The 20,752-nt window shown below is 67.3% G+C and carries 21 protein-coding genes; 9 read left to right on the top strand and 12 right to left on the bottom strand.

The genetic code is table 11. From position 1 onward, the window contains the following. From CXY91_RS30780 to flaF, 4 genes are all read left to right on the top strand, one after another. The coding region (locus CXY91_RS30780; RefSeq protein ID WP_282569358.1) for a flagellin at positions 1-281 on the top strand (281 nt) is incomplete at its 5' end. Between the two features lie 187 nt (positions 282-468). After that, a complete protein-coding gene (locus tag CXY91_RS03705; protein ID WP_100959335.1) occupies positions 469-1,803 on the top strand; it encodes a flagellin N-terminal helical domain-containing protein in 1,335 nt (444 codons plus the stop codon). 34 nt (positions 1,804-1,837) lie between these two features. Then, positions 1,838-2,230: a flagellar biosynthesis repressor FlbT gene (flbT, locus tag CXY91_RS03700; protein ID WP_091843204.1), complete on the top strand. Its 393-nt coding sequence runs from the start codon at positions 1,838-1,840 to the stop codon at positions 2,228-2,230. Next, entirely contained in the window at positions 2,214-2,585 is a 372-nt protein-coding gene (gene flaF, locus CXY91_RS03695) for a flagellar biosynthesis regulator FlaF (RefSeq protein WP_091843208.1), read from the top strand. The genes flbT and flaF overlap by 17 nt, the downstream gene beginning before the upstream one ends. An 87-nt stretch (positions 2,586-2,672) precedes the next feature. Here the strand turns inward: flaF and CXY91_RS03690 are convergent, their stop codons facing one another. The 7 genes from CXY91_RS03690 to CXY91_RS03660 form a co-directional block, all read right to left on the bottom strand. After that, a complete protein-coding gene (locus CXY91_RS03690) occupies positions 2,673-4,187 on the bottom strand; it encodes a flagellar biosynthesis protein FlgL (protein ID WP_100959334.1) in 1,515 nt (504 codons plus the stop codon). Between the two features lie 11 nt (positions 4,188-4,198). Continuing rightward, the gene (flgK, locus tag CXY91_RS03685) at positions 4,199-6,058 is read right to left on the bottom strand and encodes a flagellar hook-associated protein FlgK (RefSeq protein WP_100959333.1); all 1,860 of its coding nucleotides are present in this window, start codon (positions 6,056-6,058) and stop codon (positions 4,199-4,201) included. A 77-nt stretch (positions 6,059-6,135) separates the two neighbouring features. Further along, a complete protein-coding gene (locus tag CXY91_RS03680; RefSeq protein ID WP_091843220.1) occupies positions 6,136-7,548 on the bottom strand; it encodes a flagellar hook protein FlgE in 1,413 nt (470 codons plus the stop codon). 188 nt (positions 7,549-7,736) lie between these two features. Beyond that, positions 7,737-8,738: a YcjF family protein gene (locus tag CXY91_RS03675; RefSeq protein WP_100959332.1), complete on the bottom strand. Its 1,002-nt coding sequence runs from the start codon at positions 8,736-8,738 to the stop codon at positions 7,737-7,739. Positions 8,739-8,748: 10 nt separating this feature from the next. Next, entirely contained in the window at positions 8,749-10,197 is a 1,449-nt protein-coding gene (locus tag CXY91_RS03670) for a YcjX family GTP-binding protein (RefSeq protein ID WP_100959331.1), read from the bottom strand. A 175-nt stretch (positions 10,198-10,372) separates the two neighbouring features. Beyond that, positions 10,373-10,900 carry a SixA phosphatase family protein gene (locus CXY91_RS03665; protein WP_091843388.1) on the bottom strand — a complete coding sequence of 176 codons (528 nt, stop codon included), beginning with the start codon at positions 10,898-10,900 and terminating at the stop codon, positions 10,373-10,375. Positions 10,901-10,909: 9 nt separating this feature from the next. After that, positions 10,910-11,614, bottom strand: coding sequence for a TetR/AcrR family transcriptional regulator (locus tag CXY91_RS03660; protein ID WP_100959330.1), 705 nt, complete (start codon positions 11,612-11,614; stop codon positions 10,910-10,912). A 97-nt stretch (positions 11,615-11,711) separates the two neighbouring features. On the opposite strand from CXY91_RS03660, the gene CXY91_RS03655 reads away from it, so the two are divergent. Continuing rightward, the gene (locus tag CXY91_RS03655) at positions 11,712-12,974 is read left to right on the top strand and encodes an ABA4-like family protein (RefSeq protein ID WP_100959329.1); all 1,263 of its coding nucleotides are present in this window, start codon (positions 11,712-11,714) and stop codon (positions 12,972-12,974) included. A 6-nt stretch (positions 12,975-12,980) separates the two neighbouring features. On the opposite strand, the gene CXY91_RS03650 is transcribed toward CXY91_RS03655, so the two are convergent. Together CXY91_RS03650 and CXY91_RS03645 are read right to left on the bottom strand one after the other, a co-directional pair. After that, positions 12,981-13,226 carry a helix-turn-helix domain-containing protein gene (locus CXY91_RS03650; protein WP_100959328.1) on the bottom strand — a complete coding sequence of 82 codons (246 nt, stop codon included), beginning with the start codon at positions 13,224-13,226 and terminating at the stop codon, positions 12,981-12,983. Positions 13,227-13,236: 10 nt separating this feature from the next. Beyond that, a complete protein-coding gene (locus CXY91_RS03645; protein WP_158673253.1) occupies positions 13,237-13,701 on the bottom strand; it encodes a DUF2975 domain-containing protein in 465 nt (154 codons plus the stop codon). 181 nt (positions 13,702-13,882) lie between these two features. Between CXY91_RS03645 and CXY91_RS03640 the strand changes: the two genes are divergently transcribed. After that, positions 13,883-14,515, top strand: a complete 633-nt coding sequence (locus tag CXY91_RS03640; protein ID WP_100959326.1) for a hypothetical protein — start codon at positions 13,883-13,885, stop codon at positions 14,513-14,515. On the opposite strand, the gene CXY91_RS03635 is transcribed toward CXY91_RS03640, so the two are convergent. Continuing rightward, positions 14,490-15,335, bottom strand: coding sequence for an AAA family ATPase (locus tag CXY91_RS03635; protein ID WP_091843255.1), 846 nt, complete (start codon positions 15,333-15,335; stop codon positions 14,490-14,492). The genes CXY91_RS03640 and CXY91_RS03635 overlap by 26 nt on opposite strands. Positions 15,336-15,515: 180 nt before the next feature. On the opposite strand from CXY91_RS03635, the gene CXY91_RS03630 reads away from it, so the two are divergent. Beyond that, positions 15,516-17,303: a cation:proton antiporter domain-containing protein gene (locus CXY91_RS03630; protein ID WP_091843258.1), complete on the top strand. Its 1,788-nt coding sequence runs from the start codon at positions 15,516-15,518 to the stop codon at positions 17,301-17,303. 21 nt (positions 17,304-17,324) lie between these two features. Here CXY91_RS03630 and CXY91_RS03625 read toward each other — a convergent pair whose 3' ends face one another. Both CXY91_RS03625 and CXY91_RS03620 read right to left on the bottom strand, forming a co-directional pair. Next, on the bottom strand, positions 17,325-18,422 hold the full coding sequence (locus tag CXY91_RS03625; RefSeq protein ID WP_100959325.1) for a glycosyltransferase family 4 protein: 1,098 nt from the start codon (positions 18,420-18,422) through the stop codon (positions 17,325-17,327). Then, positions 18,422-19,246, bottom strand: coding sequence for a UDP-2,3-diacylglucosamine diphosphatase (locus CXY91_RS03620; RefSeq protein WP_100959324.1), 825 nt, complete (start codon positions 19,244-19,246; stop codon positions 18,422-18,424). The genes CXY91_RS03625 and CXY91_RS03620 overlap by 1 nt, the downstream gene beginning before the upstream one ends. A 125-nt stretch (positions 19,247-19,371) precedes the next feature. On the opposite strand from CXY91_RS03620, the gene CXY91_RS03615 reads away from it, so the two are divergent. Both CXY91_RS03615 and CXY91_RS03610 read left to right on the top strand, forming a co-directional pair. Then, the gene (locus CXY91_RS03615; RefSeq protein WP_091843270.1) at positions 19,372-20,151 is read left to right on the top strand and encodes an SDR family oxidoreductase; all 780 of its coding nucleotides are present in this window, start codon (positions 19,372-19,374) and stop codon (positions 20,149-20,151) included. Between the two features lie 66 nt (positions 20,152-20,217). Next, positions 20,218-20,670: a GNAT family N-acetyltransferase gene (locus tag CXY91_RS03610; protein WP_100959323.1), complete on the top strand. Its 453-nt coding sequence runs from the start codon at positions 20,218-20,220 to the stop codon at positions 20,668-20,670. Positions 20,671-20,752: the final 82 nt, after the last annotated feature.

Here is a 20,752-nt window from a genome sequence, read left to right as displayed (position 1 = left end):
CCGATCTGGAAGCCGCGACCAAGTCGCTGACCGGCGCGCTGACCTCGCTGAAGTCGCTTTCCTCGACCTTCGGCGCCAACCTCTCGGTCGTCCAGACCCGCCAGGACTTCACCAAGGACCTGGCGAACGTCCTGACCTCCGGCGCCGACAGCCTCGTCAACGCCGACCTCAACGCCGAGGCCGCCTCCCTGCTCGCGCTGCAGACCCGTCAGCAGCTCTCGCAGCAGGCGCTCTCGCTCGCCAACCAGGCCGACCAGGGCGTCCTGCGTCTCCTCGGCTGATCTTCGGTCCGCAGGAGCGGATCACCCCGCAGAACGCGGGACGAAGCAAAAGAGCGGCGGAGCTTCGGCTCCGCCGCTTTTCGTTTGCGCGCAGCGACGTGATTAACCGTTTGTTAGCCTTAACAAAGGATTATTGGCTCAGAGCAAGCTCGTTGAGCGCCGAATCGCGCTGTCTGAGGGACCTGAAATGGCCAACACCATCCTGTCGAACGGCGTCCGCAACAACCTGCTGACCCTCCAGCAGACCACCGCCCAGCAGGGCGTGATCCAGAATCGCCTGGCGACCGGTCGCAAGGTCAATTCGGCGATCGACAATCCGGTGAACTACTTCACCTCCGTGTCGCTGAATGATCGTTCGAGCCAGCTGACCAACCTGCTCGACGGCATCTCGAACGGTATCCAGACCATCCAGGCCGCCTCCAAGGGCATCGACGGCATCACCAAGCTGGTCCAGTCGCTACAATCCACCGTGAAGCAGGCCCAGGCCGACGCGGCTCAGAACCGCCCGACCAAGGCCGGCACCGCCTTTGCGACCGCGGCCGAAACCGCAGTGACCAGCAAGAGCCTCAAGGATGTGGCGCTGGACAAGCTGATCGGCGCTCCCGGCGCGGCGGCGCCCGTCGCGGCAACCGCTTCGTCATCCGGCCATCTCGGCGTCGACACCACCGCCAACACGACCGCCGCCTTCTCGATCGTCGTCGGTTCAGACACCTATGAGGCAAGCTTCGCGCTGACCTCGAACACGACCGTCCGGGATATCGTCAACGAGATCAACAAGTCGGGTCTGGTCACCGCCTTCGTCGACGAGAAGGGCCAGCTCAACGTCAAGGGCAAGGGCTCGGAGACCGTCGATTTCGGCTTCGGCGTCGGCAATGCCGGCCCAGCCGCGATCACCGCCGCGCAGGGCGGCACCAGCAACACCGTCATCGGTTTTGCCGCCGCCGATGCCGCCGTCGGAACATCGACGATCACGTCCTCGAACATCACCTCGGCGGTCCGCTCGAACCTGATCGACCAGTTCAACGACCTGCGCAACAAGATCGACGACCTCGCCAAGGACTCGAGCTACAACGGCATCAACCTGCTCTCGGGCGACCGCCTCTCGATCGTCTTCAACGAGAAGACCGGCCGCAACCAGACCAAGCTCGATATCCAGGGCTCGAACATCACGGCCGACAACCTCGGCATTCCGCGCGCGATCAACACGCAACTCGCCGGCTTCATCAACTTCCAGAACGATGCCGACCTTGAGAAGGCCACCACGGCCCTGACCGGCTCGCTGACCTCGCTGAAGTCCCTGGCCTCGACCCTGGGTTCGAACCTTTCAGTCGCGCAGACGCGCCAGGACTTCACTAAGGAACTCGCCAACGTGCTGACCACCGGCGCGGGCAATCTCGTCCTGGCCGATCCGAACGAGGAAGGCGCCAGCCTGCTCGCGCTCAACACGCGCCAGCAGCTCTCGCAGACCGCCCTCTCGCTCGCCAACCAGGCCGACCAGGGCGTGCTGCGCCTGTTCGGCTGAGCCCCTCCCCTCATAGCCAGAAGGCGGGACAGACATGGCCCTCAAGGTCGAGCTCAAGCCCAACGAGCGCATCATCATCGGCTCGGTCGTCATCCGCAACGACGAGCAGCGCACGCGCTTCTTCATCGAGGGCGAGGCGCCGATCCTGCGCGAGAAGGACATCCTCACCGCGGCCAGCGCCGACACGCCGGCCAAGAAGATCTACCTCTCGCTACAGCTGATGTATCTCGCCGGCGATCCGACCGAGCAGCACGAGGTCTACTTCCAGCTCGTGCGCGACTTCATGCAGGCGGCGCCGAGCGCTTTGCCGCATATGTCCGAAATCAATAACTGCATCTTAAGCGGTGAGCTCTACAAAGCTCTCAAGGCTGCCAAGAAGCTGATCTCATACGAGGCGGAACTGCTCGAGCATGCAAAGCGGGTTTAATGCCTACGCCGCGGCGTCGAAGACGGCACAGAACGTCCAGTCACCGCGTGAACTCGAAGCCGGCCTGCTGCTCAAGGCGGGCGCCCGTCTCCAGATGATCGTCGATGATTGGGCCACCCGTTCCGGCGAGCTCGACGGCGCCCTGGCCTATAACCGCAAGCTCTGGACCCTTCTGGTCTCGGCGGTGATCGCCGAGGACAATCCGCTGCCGGTCGAGATCAAGCGCAACATCCTCGGCCTCGCGAATTTCATCTTCAACCGGACGTTCCAGATCGCCGCGGCGCCGGAGCCGGCCGCCATCGGCATCCTCGTCAACATCAACCGCGACATCGCCGCCGGCCTGCGCGGCCGCTGAACGCCCTCGGGCGGCAAGTCAGAACACGAACGAAAACGGCCCGGAGCGATCCGGGCCGTTTCCTGTTTCGGAGCCTTGGCAAAGGCCTCAGAGATAATTCGTCAGGCGCAGCTGCTGCAGCATGGAGGTGGTCTGGTAGCTCGCCTGCAGAGTGGTCTGCAGCGCCAGGATCTGCATCGCCACCTCCTCCTTGGTGATGTCCTCGACGCCCGCGAGCGTGGTGCTCAGATAGTCCTTGGTCGCGGTGTGCCGCTCCTTGGCCTGCGCCATAGCGGTCTGGGCCGAGCCGAGCTCGACGATGATCTCGGATGGCGCCTGCGTCCCGGTCGGGAAGCCGATCGTGCTGCGCACGCGCTCGGTCATCGCGCCGTAGGCCAGTTTCGAATTCGGATCGCTCGCCGGGAAGGTCTCGGCCGCCATGATCGCGAACTGCGCCAGGCCGGTGCGGAAAGCTTCCTCGTTGGCGCGGGCGCCCGCCGCCACCTGCTGGCCCTGGTCGACCTGGACGCTCGCCGTCGCCCTGGCGGAGCCGGCGGCATCGTCACCCTGGTACCAGATCACCGCATTGGCGGCCGTGCCTGGCGCCGGCGCAGCGGTTGCGGTGTCGAAGGGTGGTCCGGGCACCCGGAGCGGCGGATTGCTCTTGCTGCCCGCGAAGAAATCCTTGGCCGCGACCTGGGCCGACGACGCCGACAGCGAGGTTTTCGCCTCGCGCGACAGCGCCGCGCCGATCGCGGTCCTCAGGTTCGCGGCAGTCGCGTTCGCGTCCACGCCAATGACGAAGCCTTCGGCCGGGTCACCGGTGGTGCCCGACGCACGCGCCGTCAGGGTGATCTCCTCGGTCGTGCCATCGGGAAGCGTCAGCGCGAACTTCAGCGTATCGCCCGGCTGCGGCTGCGCGGCGACGTTGACGGCGATGTCGGCGGGCGGCCCGGCATTGTAGGCCGTGGTCATCGCCGCCGTGCTGCTGGAGGCGCCGGTCAGCTTGAAGCCATAGGGCAGCCCGGCCGCCTCCTCGGCGATCGTCGCGTTGGTGCCGGCGCCGCCGGTGACGAGACGGCCCATGCCGCCGGCGCCGATATCGGCCTGCTTGCGTTCGGAGATCAGCTGCTTCAGGCCGGCATGAGTGGCATCGCCATCCATGATCAGCGAATAGTCCACCACGGGCTCGACATCGGAGGTGCGGCCCGAGAACAAATAACGGCCGTTCACCTGTGAATTCAGCAGGTCGAGCGTCTGCTTGAACTTTTCCTCGGCCAGCACCTGCGGCGAGGTACGCCCGGTCGATGTCTCGACATAACTGTCCGGCCGGGCATCGGCCCGTGTCTCGCCGGCGAGCTTGGTGAAGTTCTCGACGGCCGTGGTCATCAGCTTGAGGTTGACGTCCGAGCGCTGGATGCTGGTGAGAAAGCCGTCCAACGTCGAGAGCTTGTCGTTGAGGTCGAGGCTGGTGCCGCGATCCATGCCAAGGCCGGCATAGGTCTGCGACTTCTTCTGCGTCGCGAGCTGCCGCTGCAAATCCTCGAGCTGGCCGCGCATCGAGACGAACTGGTTGGGATTGGCTAGGCGGTAGGCGCCGGTACCGGTTGGGGTGATGGTCATGACCTACCTCCTCACAGTCTCATCAGCACGTCGAGCAACTCCTTGACGGTGGAGATGACGCGTGCGTTGGCGGCGTAGGCGCTCTGCAACTCGATCAGCATCGACATTTCCTGATCGACATTGACCTTGGTGTCCTCGAGGAAACGGCTCTGCACCGAGGAGAAGGCGACCTGCTGCCCCTCGTCGAGGCGCTTGGCCTGCTCGCTCGCCTGGCCCTGGCCGGCGACGACGCGCTGGACCAGGCTGGAGACCGTGCCGGTCGAGGTCGCGGTCGAGCCGTCGAAGCCGGTCGCGTTGGTGAAGCTGCGCTGGCTCGAGGTCAGACGGTCGTAGAGGAATTTCGGCCGGGTGACGTCGCCCTGCGGCGTCGCCGGGCTGGTGTTGTAGACGACGAGCCGCGAGCGGTCTGCGACCAGATCCGGATTGACGGCGATGCGCGAGGCGAAGCCGACCGACTGCGCCCCACCCTCATAGGAGCCGGTATAGGCGGCATTGTTGCGCCCCGCGTCGACGAAGAACGGCATTTCGGCGGTGCCGCCGGTCAGCGAGGTCTGGGTCGGGCGCGCGGTCAGGCCGGCGACGTCGCGCGTCGCGCTGCCGACGACCCGCAGCGTCGAGCCGGTGTTGGACACGGTGAAGCCGGCGCCGACGGCCGCCTGGATCTGCGTCGCGACGGATGCGGGGCCGCCGGAGAAGTCGATGCCGACGACGCGGTTGTTGGCGTCGCCCTGGGCCGAGGCCGGCAAGGGCAGCGACGTCGCCGAGTCGACGCGCACGAAGGTGAAGCGCTGCGTCTGCCCGCTCGGCGGAATCGTGTAGTCCAGCGTCACCGAGTTGCCGGCGGCCAACCCGCTGAGGTCGACGTCGAAGCCGTTGAAGCCGCCGGCCGTGACCGCCGTGCCGGCAATCTCGCGATCGGAGAGCGCGCTGGAGAGCTGGGCTGCGATCTCGTCGAGCTGCGCCTGTGCCTGAACCAGCGTCTTGTCGCGCAGTTCGACCAGCGCGCCGATCTCGCCGGAGCGGAAGGTGTTGTTGGCGATCGCGTCGAACGTGTTGCCGTTCAGGTCGCGCGCGACGATCGTGCCGACCGTCCGCTTGGTCGGGTCGCTGCTCCATTGCGATTGCGGGCCGATATTGGCGCGCGCGTCGAACTCGAACTTGACCGTCGGGCGGCCGTCGAAGAGCTGCGTGCCCGAGGCGGTGGTGATGCTGAGCGCGCCGTTCGGGCGCTCGTCGGTGCGGATTTCGACATATTGCGAGAGCTCGGAAACGATGCGGTCACGCTGGTCGCGCAGATCGGCCGTGCCGGAGGTCTGCTGGGCGTTGACGATCCGTGCATTGACGTTGGTCAGCTGGTCGAGCAGCTCGTTGACGCGTGTGACCCCCGCGCCGATGCCGGCCTCGGCCTGCGAGCGCTGCTGCTGGACGCCGTCCGACAGCCCCCGCAGCCGGTTGGCGAGCTGGCTCGCCGCATCGAGCACCGCCGTGCGGTTGGTGTAGGAGGACGGGTCGTTCTGCAGCGCCTGCAGCGAATTGGTGAAGGTGCTGTACATCGAGTCCAGCGCCGTCTTGCTGCCGGGAGCACCAAAGAGCTGGTCGAGATTCGCGAAGACCTGGGCGCGGGTCGAGGTATAGGACGCGCCCGAGCTCTCCTGCAGCAGCTGGTGCTGGACGATGCGGTCGAGCAGCCGCTGGACGTTGGGGTTGCTGACCCCGACGGTGCCGCCGCTGATCGAGTCGACGCTGGAGACATTGCGCCGGACATAGCCCGGCGTGCTGGCATTGGCGACGTTCTGCGAGACGACGCCGATGCCGATCTGGGCGCTGTTCAGCCCGGAAATCGACGTGCCGAGTGCGGTATTGAGACCCATCGTCAACTCCTGTCGTCTTTGGCTCTTGTTCTATGGCCCGGCCCTTCTGGGCCGTCAGGCCAGGCTGCTCTCAGCGCTCAGCGGATGATGTTAAAGACGTCGCGCAGCATCTCCTGCGCCGTCGAGATCACCTTGGTGTTGGCCGAATAGGCCTGCTGGGTGACGATCATCTTCGAGAACTCGTCGGCGATGTCGGTATTGGACTGCTCGACATTGCCGCCGATCAGCGCCGCGGTGCCCAGGCCGACGATCGGCGCGCCCGACTCGATCGTCTCCTCGAAGGCGCCGCCATCGAGACGCTTCAGCGCATTGCCGGCGTTGAAGCGGGCGACCGCGATCTGCGCCAGCGGCACGACCTGGCCGTTGCTGAACGTTCCGATCACCTGGCCTTCGTTCGAGATCGAGACCCGGTCGAGCGTACCGGCGGTGTAACCGTTCTGGCGGATGCTGCGGGCGTCGATCTGGCCGCTGGTATCGCCGTTCTGGGTCAGGCTGGTGCCGTTGGTGACGATGCTGATCGGCGCGGAGGCAGGCGAGATGGCGTTTCCACCGATCGTCATGGGCGGGATCGTGATGTTGCCGCTGGCCGGCGACGTCATCTTGCCAGTGTTGTCGAAGGTGATGTCGGTATCGACATTTCGATAGGCGACGGTCGTACCGGTCGCGCCGGTGTTCTCGGCGATGAACAGGTTCCAGGTATCGGCCACCGCCGGCGGGCCAGCCGCGGCGTTGGAGACCTTGGCCCAGCGCAGCTCGACGCTGGTCGCCTTGCCGAGCGTATCGTAGACCGTGACCGAGCCACCGGGGATCGAGCGGTTCAGGAAGGTGGTCAGGTCGCTGCCCACCACGGTGCCGGTACCGCCCGAGGCGGTCGTTCCGGGATTCGTACCGAAGCCGGTGCCGGCATTGAGCAGCTCGGAGCCCGGGGTCGAGGTATTGGCGTTGTTGGTCTTCGGATAGGCCGGGATGTTGGCGCTGTATTCGATCTGGGTCGTCGCCTTGGCCGGGAACTGGTCCTTGGTGATGCGCAGCACGTCGGGCTGGCTGCCGATGATCTGGCCGGTGACAGGGTCGATCTTCTGGCCCTTGAGGTAATAGCCGGCGCCGTTGACGAGGTAGCCGTCGGCGTCGAAGTCGAAATCGCCGCGGCGGGTGTAGAGATTGCTGTTGGCGAACTGTGTCGAAGCGCCCACGCCGCTCTGGCGCTGGTCGACGACGAAGAAGCCGTCGCCGTTGATCGCGGCGTTGGTGTCGATGCGCGTCGCGTTCAGGTCGCCCTGGATCGTGTTGGTGGCGCGGCTATAGGAGGCGACCGAGCCGGCGATCTGCCGGTTCAGCGCCGAATCCGGCACCAGGTCGGAAAAGCTGGTATCGACCCGCTTGAAGCCGGCGGTGCGCGAGTTCGCGATGTTGCCGGAGATATTCTCGAGGGCGTAGGACTGGGCCTGCATGCCCGTCACCGCCGTCGTCAGCGCACTGAAAACACCCATCGCAACCTCACCTGGTCACCTGACCTGGACAGCGCCCCCCATGGGCGGCATGTCGAACCGAGGCTGGTTTTGCACGGCCTGTGCCAGGGCCATGCGTGAGATATTTCAAGAGCTTGGATGGTTTTCGAAAGGTTTCCGGACGATTCCGACCGGGCAGATTCGTCCGCTGCCGGCAAATTCTGCCGGGCTCAACTGTCCTTGCCGCCCCAGCCGGAGAGATCGCCGGCGACATCGGACAATCCCGGCGGCGCCTCCTCGACGAAGGGCAGCGGCCTGCAGACCGCGATGGCTGCGAGCCCGATCCGGGCGGTCAGCAAGCCGTTGAGCACGCCCTCGCCGAGCTTGGCCGAAAGCCGCGCCGCCAGCCCCTGGCCGAGCACCTGCTGGATCACCGCATCGCCCGCCGCAATGCCGCCGGTGACGACGAGATGGCCGAGCACCTGTCGCGCCAATCTGAACAGCCCGAGCGCGCCGGGGCGACCGGCATAGATCGTCGCGATCGTCCGCAGCAGCCGGGCGCAGGCGACGAGCACGAAGACGACGTCGACCAGCGCCCGCGGGCTGACCGCCGTGACCAGCGAGACGCGCCGCGCCGCCTGCGCAACCTGCGCCTGCGCGAGCGCATCGAGCGGCGCGAGCAGGCTGCGCTCGGCAACGGTGAGCAGGTCGCGGGCAGCGAGCAGCTGCGGCGTATGCAGGGTCAGCTCCGCCCTGCCCTTCGCCGTCTCGGGCCGGAGGGCATAGAGCTTTTCGAGATCACCGGCGACGCTGCGCGCCTTGGCGAGATCGCTCTCGGAAAGCGCCGCGACGGCGCGCTCGCGCAGTGCCTCGACCCGCCGCTCGCGCAGGATGTCGCGCAGCATGCGCAGAAGCATGACCAGGAGCGCCAGCGCCGCAACGCCCGCGCAGACTAGCGCCGCGATGCCGACGGCCGGGTTGAGGGCGAGCAGCCAGCGGATCGTCTGCTCGGCCCAGACCGTGACCGAGAGCGCCAGCAGGCCCGACAGCGCCGTGACGAACAGGCTGCCCCAGCTGAAGCGGCGACGCCTCGGCTGCGGAATCGGAGCGGCTTCCGGCTCGATCGGCTCGACCTCCGGCACGACGGCGACATCGCCGCGCCCGCCGAAGACCGCGTCGTCGGAAGGGCCGTCCTGCGGATCGAGACGGATGGCGCGCGGCGCCTTGCTCATGCTCGCCTCCTCACGCCAGCCTGTCACCGATCAGGAATTCGAGCGCGCGGTCGAGGCGGATCTGCGGCGGCGGCGCCAATCGCCCGCCGGCGTCCGGCTTGACCAGCGGCGGCCGGAAACGCGGCGCCCGGACATGCCAGCGCGGCGCACTGGCATCGAAGATCGCGCCGGGCCGCTCCGGCAGGTCGCCGGGAAAGATCGCCGCTTCCGTCTGGCCGTCGAAGACCTCGCCATCGACCACCTCTCCGGCCTCGGGAACGCCGGCGATGGCCGGCAATTCCTCGCGGCCCTCGCGGATGCGGACCTCGCGCGTCGCGCGGATCGCGGCGAAAGCCATCGCCTCGACCTTGGCTCCGGCCCCTTGCGCCTGCGCAGCGGCTCGCGCGACCAGATGCGACATCACGCCGGCGAGCCGGTCATGGCTGGTATGGTGCAGATGATCGGCCTTTGTCGCTGCGAACAACACCTTCTCGATCCGCGGCGCGAACAGGCTCGACAGCAGGCTGTTGCGGCCGACGGCGAAGGCCGAGAGCGCCTGGCCGAGCGCGGTTTCGAGATCGGCGAGCGCAGCCGGACCCGCATCGAGCGCCGCCAGCGCGTCGACCAGTACGATCTGCCGGTCGAGCCGGGCGAAATGCTCGCGAAAGAAGGGGCCGACCACGACCCGCTTATAGGCTTCGAAGCGCTCGGCCATCAGTCCGGCGAGCGTGCCGGCCTGCGGCTGCACGCCCGGTGGCAGATCGAGCGGCGCGAAGGTCAGGGCCGGCGAGCCCTCGAGATCGCCCGGCATCAGGAAGCGGCCAGGCGGGGTCACCGCCACGGCCTCCGGATCAGCGCGCAGGGCGGCGAGATAGGTCTTGAAGACGTCACTCGCCGCTTCCGCCGCGAGTTCGTCCGCTGACCCGGCCGGGTCGCGCTGTTTCAAATCGTCGAGCCAGGGTGCTGCGATGGCGAGCCGGTGCGCCTTGCGCGCATCCGCGACCGCCTGCGCCGACCAGTTGGCGTAATCCTGCCCGATCAACGCGAGATCGAGCAGCCATTCGCCGGGATAGTCGACGATGTCGAGCGTCAGCGTCGCCGGCCCCTTGAACCAGCCCTCGGCGCGCTCGTAATCGATCTCGATCCGCAGCTCCGAGATCCGCCGCGTCGACTCCGGCCAGCGCCGATCCGGCCCCGAAAGTGCGGCGCGATGCGCCTCATAGGGAAAGCGCGGGATCTCCGGGTCGGGCTGCGGCACCAGTCGCACACGGGCAATCCGCCCTTCCGCCGAAGCCTTCAGCACCGGCAGCTTTGCGCCTTCGACCAGGTTCTGGATCAGCGCGGTGGTGAAGACCGTCTTGCCCGAGCGCGACAGGCCGGTGACGCCGATGCGCAGGCGCGGCCGCGCCAGCCCGAGCAGGCTGTCGCCGAAAGCGAGCGCGGCATTGCGCGCCTCTTCGAGATAGGAGCGCTCGCTCACCGGGGCAGCGGATTCGAAAGCCGCTGCGGAATACCCTCAGCCCTCATCCTGAGGAGCCGCGCAGCGGCGTCTCGAAGGATGCTCCAAGAGGCTCCGGAAACAACTGGAGCATCCTTCGAGACGCGCTCCTTCAGAGCGCTCCTCAGGATGAGGGCGGGTGTGTACGAGCCCGATCTCATTCGTCGGGCCCCTCGCCGAGCGAGCCCGGCGTGACGAAGCGGTCGAGCCGGCCGCCTTGCGCGGCCAGATCGCGCCAGTCCTCGATGGCAAAATCGATCACGGCGAGACCGCAGGTCGGGTATTTCTGCGCCATCCGCGCGGCGGCATAGCGGTCGCCATGGCCGGCGAGCCTGGCGGCCAGCTCCTCGAAGCCGGGATTATGGCCGATCATGAGGAGCGTGCGGACGCCAGGATCCGTTTCCTGTACCACATTGAGCAGGCGCTCGGGTTTGGCCTCGTAGATGCGCGGCTCGTAATGCGTCGGCGGCTTCTCCGGCAGCATCGGCTTGACCAGCTCCCAGGTCTCGGCCGTGCGCTTGGCCGGCGAGATCAGGACGAGATCCGGCAGCAGCAGCTCCTCGGCGAGATAACGCCCCATGACCGGGGCGGCTTCGCGTCCACGCGTGGCGAGCGGCCGGTCGCGATCGGCGGTGTTGGCGGGCCAGGCCGATTTGGCATGGCGCAGAAGCATGAGGCGGCGCATGGCCGCCATCTAACCATGGCTGGCGGGATTTGCGAGTGGCTTGGGCGGTGAAGCCCGTACTGCGGCGAGAAGCATCTCCATGAGACGACCCGAATACAGCGCGATCAGCCGCTCGCGCCCGCCCGGCTGCATCTCCAGCGGCGCGAGCTGGCCGTCGATCAGCATGGTCGAGAAGCCATGGGTGATCGACCAGACGAACAGGATCTCGGCGAGATCGGCGTCATCGTCATAGCTCGACGGCAGCCGCATCAGCACATCGGCATCGACCTCTCGCCCCAGCGCCAGCTTGGTCTCCCGGACCAGGATGCCGAAGGCCCGGACGGCGGCGCGACGCAGATCGTCGTCCCCGCTCTTCAGGCCGAGCCGCCCGAAGACGACGCGGAAGCGGCCGGGCCGCGTCAGCGCGACCGCGAGATAGCCCTCGCAGATCGCCGCCAGCCGATCGCCGCCGGACGCCTCGGCCTTGGCGATGGCCGCCTCCATCGTCAGCGACAGATCGTCGAAGCCGAGCGTCGCGATCGCGGTCAGAAGGCCAACGAGATTGCCGAAATGATGCGCCGGCGCCGCCGGCGAAACCCCGGCCCGGCGGGCGCATTCGCGCAAGGTGAAGCCGCCGACGCCCTTCTCGGCCAGCACCGCCTCCGCCGCGTCGATCATCGCTTGGCGCAGGTCGCCGTGGTGATAGCCGCCGCGCTTGCCGACCTTGGTATCCATCGCACGCCGCCGCCGCCGCCGCCATTAAACTTGACGCCGTTAAGATAACGCAATAGGACAAGCCCGCAACTAAACAGCGTCAAGATTGGAGCGCAGGATGCCTCTCAGCTTCGACGATGCCTTCACCCGGGCAGGCCAGCTCGCGATGATCGGCTGGGCCGCCTTGATCCTGCTGCCACGCTGGCGCGGCATTTCCGCAGCGCTTGCCGGTTGGATCATCCCGGCCCTGCTCTCGCTCGGCTATGCCGTGCTGATCGCCGTCCATTGGCACGACGCCAAGGGCGGCTTCTCCTCGCTCGATTCGGTTGCGGCCCTGTTCGCCTCGAAGCCGCTGCTGCTCGCCGGCTGGGTGCACTACCTCGCCTTCGATCTCTTCCTCGGCAATTGGATCCTGCGCCGCTCGCAGGAAGAGGCGATCCCGCATTGGCTGATGCTGCCGGTGCTTCTGCTGACCTTCCTGTTCGGCCCGTTTGGTTTCATCACCTATCTGCTGCTGGAAGCCTGCTTTCGCCTGGCACGCGAAGACCGTATCGCACGCCTGCAGGCCCGCCTTCCGGCCTGGCTGCCCGATCTCGAGCTCGAGCCGCGCCTCACCGCCGCCGCCTTGGCCATGCTCGCCCTGGCGGTGCCGACCACTCTCGCCTGGCTGATCGATACCAGGCAATTCCATGGCGTCGACACCTGGATCAAGCCGCTGAAATTCGAGCTCTCGGTCGCGTTCTACCTGCTGACTCTGGCGCTGTTCCTGCCGCTCGCGAGCGACCGCTTCCGCGCCTCCTGGCTCGGGCGCTACATGGTCTGGCCGGTGATCGTGCCGATCGTCCTCGAAGTGCTCTACATCGCCTGGCGCGCCTCGCGGGTCGAAGCCTCGCACTACAACCGCGACGACTGGATCGGCATCGCGCTCTACGCGCTGATGGGCATCGGCGCGGTGATGTTCACGATCGCGCCCGGCTTCCTCGCCTATGGGCTTTCCCGCCGCGATGCCGCTCCGATGCCGGAGGTGGTGCGCTGGTCTCTGGTCGTCGGGCTCGCCCTCACCTGCGTCTTCGGGCTCGCCAGCGGCGCGATCCTCAGTTCGAGCGCGAGCGGCCACTATGTCGGCATCGTGCCGGAAGCGCATCGGACGATGCCTTTCTTCGGCTGGTCGCTGACGATCGGGGATCTGCGCATCGCGCATTTCCTTGGCCTGCACGCCTTGCAGATCATCCCGGCGATCGGCGTGGCTCTCTGGTTGGCGAGCCGGCAGCGCAAGGCCGGGCTCGTCGCGCTCGGGACGGTCTCGGCCGCCTATGCCGCCATCACCGCGACGGCGCTCGTCGCGGCGCTGCAGGCGCGCCCGCTGCTCGGGCTGGGCTGACAGGCACTACGCATTATCGCCATCGGAGCCGGGCACAAGATCATCGGCGCCCGGCTCGTAGCGCAGCAGGTCGCCCGGTTGGCAGTGGAGCACGGCACAGATCCGCGTCAGCGTATCGAAGCGCATGCCGCGGACCTTTCCGGACTTCAGCTGCGAGACCTGCTGCTCGGTCAGCCCGATGCGCTGGGCCAGTTCCTTCGAGCGCATTTTGCGGCGCGCCAGCATGACATCGAGTTCGACGATGATCGGCATCGTCGAACTCCTACACGAAACTCTGATTCTCGTCCGCGAGCCGGACCGCCTCCCTGAGTACCAGCCCGAAGGCGACCAGCGCCGCCCCTGCGGCCAGCACGCCGAACGTCCCCGGATCGAGCGTGATCGCCAATTGCTTCTGGCCTGACGGGTTGTCGAAGGTCAGCGCGACGCTCTGCAGCACCCGCGCCAGCGGCGTCGCCACACCCATTGCCGTCAGCAGCCAGCCGATCCGCGTGAGGCGCTGCGCGTTCTCCTCCTCCAGCACCTGGCCGCGGCCGAAGCGGCCGAACAGGCTCGATAGCCGCAACATCGCGGCAACGAAGAGGCCCGCAGGTACGAGGCCGATCGTCAGCGCCGCCCAATAGCCGCGCTCCGAGAACGGGCCGACCGGGGCGCTGACGCCGATCGTGCCGCGGGCATAGGCAGCGAGCTGCTCGGGATCGCGCCAGAGCCAGACGGCGCCGAACGCCATCAAGGCCGCCGCCGCAATGCACAGGACGCGCGCAATCGTGCTTACGCGCCGCAGCCTCGCCATGGGGGACCGCTCCTGCGCCGTGCTCACAAGGGATACCATGCCTCTTCACTCCGTGATTGACAAAATTAAACTAAGAGATGAATTTCTGAATGTCAAAACCATTTCTCTGGAAAGCTCGATGCGCCCTGTTCTGCCCGCCACACTCCTGCTTTGCGGCCTGCTTGCCGGCTGCGGCCACGTCCCGCTGGCCTCTTTGCCGAAGCTGGCCAAGGTCGACATCAAGACGACCGACCTCGCCGAACTGCGCGCCGGCATCAGCCTGCCGGCCGACATCCGCACCCTGCCCGACGGCGTCACCATGACGCTCATCGCCTTGCCCAAGGATGGCGGGCGCCATGAACGCAAGGTCGTGCTGGAAGAAGTCCGCGAAGCCGCCGAGCTGGCGAAGCTGCCGGCGGTGGCTTCGCCGGGACGCCGCTTCACCCTGTTCAGGCTGAGCCGAGCCGACACCGCCCGCCTTGGCGCCTTCCGCGAAGAGATGTTCGCCGGCCCGCAGAACAGCGGCAATCGCGGCAGCCTGGCGCTGGGAGCGGACAAGGCTTGCCGCCTGGGCGAGCTCTCAGGCAAGCCGATCGCGATGTCAGGCTATCTCAGGACGTCGGAAACACAGGACTATGTCCTGCTGATGCGTGATTTCGATCTCAGGGACGCCGTCCGCGAGATCGATCCCAAAGTCGACCTCGCCACCGCGATCCCGCCTTGCGACACGGTGGCGGAGGCCAAGCTCAACGGCTCTCCCGCCGCGCCATGAAGGCGAGCTTCTCGAACAGCGAGACATCCTGCTCGTTCTTGAGCAGCGCGCCGTGCAGCGGCGGGATCAGCTTGCGCGGATCGCGCTCGCGCAGCACCTCGGGGCCGATATCGTCGGCGACGAGCAGCTTCAGCCAGTCGAGCAATTCGGAGGTCGAGGGCTTCTTCTTGATGCCAGGCACCTCGCGCACCTCGAAGAACAGGCGCAGCGCCTCCTCCATCAAACGCTTCTTGATGCCGGGAAAGTGGACCTCGACGATTTTCTGCATCGTCTCGGCGTCCGGGAAGCGGATGTAGTGGAAGAAGCAGCGGCGCAGGAAGGCGTCCGGCAGCTCCTTCTCGTTGTTCGAGGTGATGATCATCACCGGCCGCTGCGCCGCGCGGATCGTCTCGCCGGTCTCGTAGACATGGAACTCCATGCGGTCGAGCTCGAGCAGCAGGTCGTTCGGGAACTCGATGTCGGCCTTGTCGATCTCGTCGATGAGCAGCACGGGCCGCACCGGCGAGACGAAGGCCTCCCAGAGCTTGCCGCGCTTGATGTAGTTGGCGATGTCGGAGACGCGGGCGTCGCCGAGCTGGCTGTCGCGCAGGCGGCTGACCGCGTCGTACTCGTAGAGGCCCTGCTGCGCCTTGGTCGTCGACTTGACGTGCCAGGTCAGCAGCGGCGCGCCGAGCGCGGCGGCGATCTCCTCGGCCAGCACGGTCTTGCCGGTGCCGGGCTCGCCCTTGACCAGCAGCGGTCGCTCCAGCCGGATCGCGGCATTGACCGCGACGGTCAGGTCCTCGGTGGCGACGTAGGAAGCGGTGCCGGTAAAGCGCATGCGGGACCTTCATATCGCTGGCTTGCGGCCATGCTGCTGCCGCGAACAGCATCGTGCTTAGAGGTCGACCGGCAACAGGGCAAGTTTTCGTCGGCCCGACGCGAGTTTTGGTTTGTGTTGCAAGGCTTTGCCAAGCAAAGCTTCGCGATCAGCAGCTTCGCTTGATTCTTCGAGGGTGACGTGGCCGGGACGATCGATCCTTCCGCCTATCGTGACGCCGTGGTCGTGCTCGCCACGGCCGGCGTGATCGTGCCCTTCGCCAAGCGTTTCCGGGTCAATTCGGTCGTCGCCTTCATGGCCTGCGGTGCCGTGCTCGGCCCCTATGGTCTCGGCGGGCTCGTCGCCAAGATCCCGATCCTCAGCACCATCACCGTCTCGAGCGCAGAGGCGCTCGCCGGCCCGGCCGAACTCGGCGTCGCCTTCCTGCTCTTCGTCATCGGGCTGGAACTGTCCTATGAGCGCCTCAAGACCATGCGCCGGCTGGTCTTCGGACTCGGCCTCGGGCAGGTCGCGTTCTCGGCCGCGGCGATCAGCGCCATCGCCTACAGCTTCGGACAGCCGGCTGCCGCGGCGCTGCTGATTGGCACGGCGCTCGCCCTGTCCTCGACCGCGATGGTGGTCGAGCTGCTCTCGGCCCATCGCCGCATGACCTCCTCGGCCGGACGCGCCAGCTTCGCCATCCTGCTCTGCCAGGACCTTGCGGTGATTCCGCTGCTCTTCCTGGTCAGCGTGCTCGGTGCGCAGAATGGCGGTTCGCTGATCGCCGGCCTGACCCAGGCGCTGCTGCAGGCGATTGCAGCCATTGCCGCGATCGTCGTGATCGGCCGCCTCGCCATGCGCCCGCTCTTTCGCCTGGTCGCATCGACGGATTCCTCCGAGAGTTTCATGGCGGCAACCCTGCTGGTCGCGCTCGGCACAGGACTGATCGCCGCCGGAGCCGGCCTCTCCATGGGACTTGGGGCCTTCATCGCCGGGCTGCTGCTGGCGGAGACCGAGTATCGCCGCGCCATCGAGGTGACGATCGAGCCGTTCAAGTCGCTGCTGATCGGCGTCTTCTTCCTCACCGTCGGCATGAGCGTGAACCCTGCAGCCCTGGCGGCCCAGCCTGTTGCGATCCTGAGCATCGCCGCCGGGCTCTTCCTCGCCAAGGTCGCGATCACCTTCCTGTTCGCCCGCTACTTCAAACTGTCGGTGCCGACCGCGCTCGAAACCGCGATCATGGTCGGGCCCGGCGGCGAGTTCGCCTTCGTGCTGCTGACCGCGTCCGTCGCGGCCAAGCTGGTCGACCAGAACGCGGCCGCGCTCGTGCTCGCGGGCGTCTCGCTGACGATGATCTTCCTGCCGCTCGCTGCCCGCATGGCGCGAAAGCTCTCGGCACGCCTGGCGCCGGCCGTGAAAATTCCGGACGAAGCGAATATCCTGCCGCCGGACGATCATGCCCCCCGCGCCATTGTCGTCGGCCTCGGCCGCGTCGGCCGGCTGGTCGGCGAGATGCTCTCGCAGCACAAGGTGCCCTATATCAGCCTCGACGCAGACCCGGCCGTGGTCGCGACGCAACGCCGCGCCGGCCGCCCCGCCTTCTACGGCAACGCCACCCAGCCGGATTTCCTGCGACTCTGCGGCCTCGAAGAGGCGACCGCGCTGATCGTCACCATCGACAATCCCCGCGCCGTTGACGAGATCGTCGCGGCAGCGCGCGGCGTGCGGCAGGACCTCATCATCGTCGCCCGCGCCCGCGACGCCAAGCATGCGCGGCATCTGTACGAGCTTGGGGTGAACGACGCCGTACCTGAAACGATCGAAGCCAGCCTGCAATTGTCGGAAGCGGCGCTGGTCGGACTCGGCGTGCCGATGGGCCTCGTCATCGCCTCGGTGCACCAGCGCCGAGACGATTTCCGCAGCGAGCTCAAGCCGGCGAGCGCGCCGCAGCCCGCCCTGCCGCGCCATGCCCGCTCGCGGCGGCTGTGACGCCGGGCGCCTGATCCAGACTTACGCGAATTCCTTCCGCTCCGCCGACTCAAGCCGCACGGACAGCGCAGTCGTCGCGGCCGGCGCCGGCTCGATACGCACCATTTTGCCGGCGGCCGCCTGCATCGCCCGGCGCATATGGCCGTAGAACTGCTCGGCGCTGCTGTTCCAGCTGTGGCGCTTGGCCAGTTCCAGCCCGGCCTCGCGTGGCAGACGCAGGGCCGAGAGCGCAGCACTGCGCAGATCCTCGTGCAACACCGCCGCCTCGCTGCCGGCGAAGACGTCGCTCGGTCCCTGCACCGGGAAGGCTGCGACCGGCAGCCCGCTCGCCGCCGCCTCCAGCAGCACGATGCCGAAGGTGTCGGTCAGGCTCGGAAAGACGAAGACGTCGGAGGAGGCATAGATCGCCGCGAGATCCTCGCCCTCGCGCGCCCCGAGGAAATGCGCCTCCGGGAAGGCGCGCATCAGGTCGGCACGGGCGGGGCCGTCGCCGACCACGACCTTGCTGCCGGGCAGGCGCAGCGACAGAAAGGCTTCGAGGTTCTTCTCGACCGCCACCCGGCCGACGCTGAGGAAGATCGGCCGCGGCAGGTCGAGCACGCTCTCAGGGCGCGGATGAAACAGCGAGAGATCGACGCCCCGGCCCCAGCGCAGGATGCGCTCGAAGCCATGGGCGCTGAGCTCCGCCTCGACGGTGGCCGTCGAGACCATCACGCCAGCCGCCGGTCCGTGAAAACGACGCAGGAAGCGATAGCTCCAGCTTTCGGGGATCGGCCAGCGCGCCGCGACATATTGCGGGAAACGGGTGTGGTAGCTCGTGGTGAAGGTGCGCTTCTGGGCCAGGCAGACGGCGCGCGTCAGCCAGCCGATCGGCCCTTCCGTCGCGATATGGATATGGTCCGGGGCGAACTCTGCGATCCGCCTCGCGACATGCCGGCGCGTCGCCAGTGCGATGCGGATGTCGGGGTAGGACGGCAGGCCGACCTGCCAGAAGCCTTCCGGCGTCAGCATATGCGGAGTGACGCCGAACTCAGGCGCCGCCTCGACCATCCGCTCCAGCGAGCGCACCACGCCGTTGATCTGCGGGCGCCAGGCGTCCGTCGCGATCAGGACGCGCATCACGCGGCCTCGACGAGGCTCGGCGCTGGCGTCGGGCGTGCCATGACGGGCGCAAGCTTCTCGCCCTTCTGCCGATGCTGCGGCCAGCGGACAATCTCGAAGCGGCCATCGTCGTGCTCGACCACGGCCGTGCAGCTTTCGACCCAGTCGCCGGTGTTGATGTAGGTCAGCCCGTCGATCTCGCGCTGCGCGGCATGGTGGATGTGGCCGCAGATCACGCCGTCGGCCTTGTGACGGCGTGCCTCGTCGGCGAGGCACTGCTCGAACTCGCCGATATAGTTCACGGCGTTCTTGACCTTGTGCTTGGCCCAGGCCGAGAGCGACCAGTGCGGCAGGCGAAGGACGCGGCGGACCTTGTTGATGCCGTGGTTGAGCACGAGCGCGATCGTGTAGGCCCAGTCGCCGAGCAGAGCGAGCCATTTGGCATTGCGCACCACGAGGTCGAACAGGTCGCCGTGAATGACGAGCATGCGTTTGCCGTCGGCCGTCTCGTGGACGATGTCGTCGACCAGCGTGATGCCGCCGAACTGCAGGCCGGTGTAGTCGCGCAGGAAGTCGTCGTGGTTGCCGGTGACGTAGATCAGCTTCGAGCCCTTGCGCACCTTGCGCAGCAGCTTCTGCACCACGTCGTTGTGCGACTGCGGAAAGTACCAGCCGCTCTTCAGCCGCCAGCCATCGATGATGTCGCCGACCAGGTAGATCGTCGGCGCGTCATAGTCGCGCAGGAACTCCAGCACGAGATCCGCCTGGGCCCCGCGCGTGCCCAGATGCAGGTCCGAGATGAAGATGCTGCGAACCTGCTTGGCGTCGCTGTCGTCGCTCATGGCCGCCGGCCCATGCTGTTGCCTTGCCTGCGGCGTGTGTCTGATTTGCACTACGCTTTGATGACGCGGCGGCAAAAGCATGCTTTGCCTGCCCGCACAGGAACGGACCTTTCCGGGAGACGACCATGGATCTGGGTATCGCCGGCCGCACGGCCATCGTTTGCGCCTCGAGCAAGGGGCTGGGCCGCGGCTGCGCGCAGGCACTGGCCGAAGCGGGCTGCACCGTCGTCGTCAACGGCCGTGACGCCACGACGCTTGAGGACACCGCGGCCGCGATTCGTGCCAGCACCGGCGCGACCGTGATCGCCGTCGTCGCCGACGTCGGGACCAAGGCCGGTCAGGATGCGCTGCTCGCCGCTGCGCCCAATCCTGACATCCTGGTCAACAACAATGGCGGCCCGCCGCCCAAGCCGTTCCGCGAGGTGACGCGCGAGGGACTGCTCGAAGGCGTCGCGCAGAACATGGCGACCCCGCTGGAGCTGGTGCAGCGTGTGGTCGACGGCATGATCGAGCGACGCTTCGGCCGCATCGTCAACATCACGTCTGCCAGTGTTCTGACTCCGCTGACCGGGCTCGACGTCTCCTCCGCCGCCCGCGCCGGCCTCACCGCCTTCCTCGCCGGCGTCGCCCGCGAGATCGCTCATGCCAACGTCACCATCAACAACATCCTGCCCGGCGTGTTCGATACCGACCGGATCAAGACCGCGACCAACAAGGTCGCCGAGATGCAGGGCATCAGCATCGAGGAGGCGACGAAGCGCAGGCTCGCGGCCGTACCGGCCGGCCGCCTCGGCACGCCCGACGAGTTCGGCAAGCTCTGCGCCTTCATCGCCAGCGCCCATGCCGGCTACATCACCGGCCAGAACTTCCTGATCGACGGCGGCTCGTTCCGCGCCAATTTCTGAACCGGGCCAGCCGGGGCGCGTCAGGATGCGCTCCGGCTCTCACCCTCCAGTACCAAACCGAGACCAATGACCATCGCCTATCGACGCGCCGTCCCCGAGGACACACCCGCCTGTGTCGTCCTGCGTGGCAGGACACGGGAGAACGCCTTCTCGGTCGAGCGCCTCGCGGAAGCCGGTGTCACGCTCGAAAGCTGGCAGGCCGGCATCGCCGATGGCAGCCTGCCGGGCCATGTCGCGACCGAGGCCGATGAGATTGTCGGCTACTGCTTCGGCGAGCGCGAGACCGGCGAGATCGCCGTGCTGGCGCTGCTCCCCGACCATGAGGACAGAGGTGTCGGACGGACCTTGCTGAACCTGGTCGTCGCCGACTTCAGGGAGCTTGGCTTCGCCAGACTGTTCCTCAGCTGCTCGCCCGATCCGGCGGTGCGCTCCTATGGCTTCTACCGGCATCTGGGCTGGACCTCGACCGGCACGTTCGACCACAGGGACGACGAGATCCTCGAATACCGCCTCGCCTGAACCGCATCGCCATCGCGTCCCGCGACGCGCCGGTCCGGTTTGCAAGATCGGCGCTTGGAACGGCTCGGCGCTCGTGGTCTAA

The sequence above is a fragment of the Allobosea sp. FBZP-16 genome (assembly GCF_002831785.1).
Classification (GTDB): Bacteria; Pseudomonadota; Alphaproteobacteria; order Rhizobiales; family Beijerinckiaceae; genus Allobosea; species Allobosea lupini.
This window is presented reverse-complemented; position numbering and strand designations above follow the sequence as displayed.